Annotated in this window: 3 protein-coding genes; 1 reads left to right on the top strand and 2 read right to left on the bottom strand. The window is 71.4% G+C overall.

Going from position 1 to position 1,693, the window contains the following annotated elements; translation table 11 throughout:
• The coding region (locus tag GKQ77_RS32490; protein ID WP_219692741.1) for a DUF192 domain-containing protein at positions 1-250 on the top strand (250 nt) is incomplete at its 5' end.
• 212 nt (positions 251-462) lie between these two features.
• On the opposite strand, the gene GKQ77_RS32485 is transcribed toward GKQ77_RS32490, so the two are convergent.
• Both GKQ77_RS32485 and GKQ77_RS32480 read right to left on the bottom strand, forming a co-directional pair.
• Positions 463-906 (bottom strand): winged helix-turn-helix transcriptional regulator, encoded by a 444-nt coding sequence (locus tag GKQ77_RS32485; RefSeq protein WP_219692742.1) that lies wholly within the window; start codon positions 904-906, stop codon positions 463-465.
• An 84-nt stretch (positions 907-990) separates the two neighbouring features.
• Positions 991-1,693, bottom strand: a 703-nt coding sequence (locus GKQ77_RS32480; protein ID WP_219692740.1) for a class I SAM-dependent methyltransferase, incomplete at its 5' end; no start/stop codon positions are given.

The following is a 1,693-nucleotide window of genomic DNA, read 5'->3' as shown; positions in this document are numbered from 1 at the left end:
GGTGACGGGGGTGACGGGGGCGCTGCTGCTGACGCCGGCGCGCGCCGTGCACACGGTGGGGATGCGGTTCGCCGTCGACGTGGCGTATCTCGACCGGGAGCTGCGGGTGCTGGCCGTGCGGACGATGCGCCCGGGCCGGATCGGGCTGCCGCGGCCGCGGGCCCGGCATGTGATCGAGGCGGAGGCCGGGGCGATGGCGAGGTGGGGCGTACGCCGGGGCGCGCGGATCGTCGTACGCGGCGCGGGATGACGGCTCGCGGTGCCGCGCGGCCCCCTCCACCGCGCGGCACCGCACGCGCAGGTTTGCTCACGCGAATTAGCCTTGGTCTGAACTTACGTGACGATCAGGGGCAGATCGAGCCAGTATTGATAACGATGCGGAATCAGGGCTTCGATTCCGGGAGTTACGTCAGGGTGTGGGCGGTAGGCGGGCTTTGCCGGAATCGCCTGTCAGGCGCCCCGTCAGACGGCGCGCGCCACGGCACTCGCCGCGCTGCCTGCGCTCGGGGTGCTCCCCTTGGCCGCCGTACTCGCCGCACTCCCCTTACTCGTCTTGCTCGCCCTGCTCGCCTTACTGGCCACGATCTGCGCCATGTGCGTGTCGCCCCACAACCCCAGGGGAAGCAGGGCCGCGTTGAGGGACTGGCCGAGATCGGTGAGGGAGTACTCGACCTTCGGCGGCACTTCGCGGTAGACCTCGCGGTGCACGATGCCGTCCGACTCCAGCTCCCGCAGCTGCTGGATCAGCATCTTCTCGCTGACCCCGGGGATGTGCCGCTTCAGCTCGCCGAAGCGGAGCGTCCGGCCCGCGTACAGCGCCCACAGGATCATCGGCTTCCACTTGCCGCCGACGACATCGACGGCGGCGTCGAGCCCACAGGCGTACGGCGCTCGCTCCTCCACCACGACCAACTCCTCCACGCGCGCGTCCACTTACCGGACCGACAGTACAGACTGTACGGGCTGTACGGGCTGTACGGGCTGTACGGGCTATACGGGCTTGCGGAGTTCGAAGAGGTGGCGGGCGCTGTGGGCGACGAAGGGGCCGTCGGCCTCGATCCGGTCATGCAGCTCGCGCAGGATCGGGCGGTACTTCTCCACGCTGAAGTCGGGGACCATCCACACCACCTTGCGCAGGAAGTGGACGACGGCTCCGATGTCGAAGAACTCCATCCGCAGCCGCTCGGCCCGCAGGTCCACGACCTCGAGCCCCGCCTTCTCGGCCTCGGCGCGCTCCAGGTCCGGGTGGCGGCCGTTCCTGACCTCCGCCGGCTGGGGCCCGAGGAAGTACTCGACTACCTCGAAGACGCTGGCGGGTCCGACGTGCTGCGCGAAGTACGTGCCGCCGGGGCGCAGCACGCGCGCGATCTCGTCGAACCGGGCCCGCACCGGATGGCGGCTGGTGACGAGATCGAAGGCGCCGTCCGCGAACGGCAGCGGGGCGTCCTCCGGAGAGGCGACGACCGCCACGCCTCGCGGGTGCAGCAGCGCGGTGGCCTTGGCGACGTTCGCGGGCCAGCCCTCCGTGGCGACGGCGAGCGGCGGCAGGGTGGCGGCGGAGGCAAGTACTTCGCCGCCGCCGGTCTGGATGTCGAGCGAGGCCTGCGCCCGCGCGAGGCGCCGGGCCATGGCGGCGGCGTACCGCCAGGAGGGCCGCGCCTCCGTGGCCCTCCCCTCGAACCAGGAGAAGTCC

The organism is Streptomyces anatolicus, assembly GCF_019400875.1.
Lineage (GTDB): Bacteria > Actinomycetota > Actinomycetes > Streptomycetales > Streptomycetaceae > Streptomyces > Streptomyces anatolicus.
Note: the sequence above shows the minus strand (reverse complement) of the source record. Positions and strands in the feature narration are given on the sequence as shown.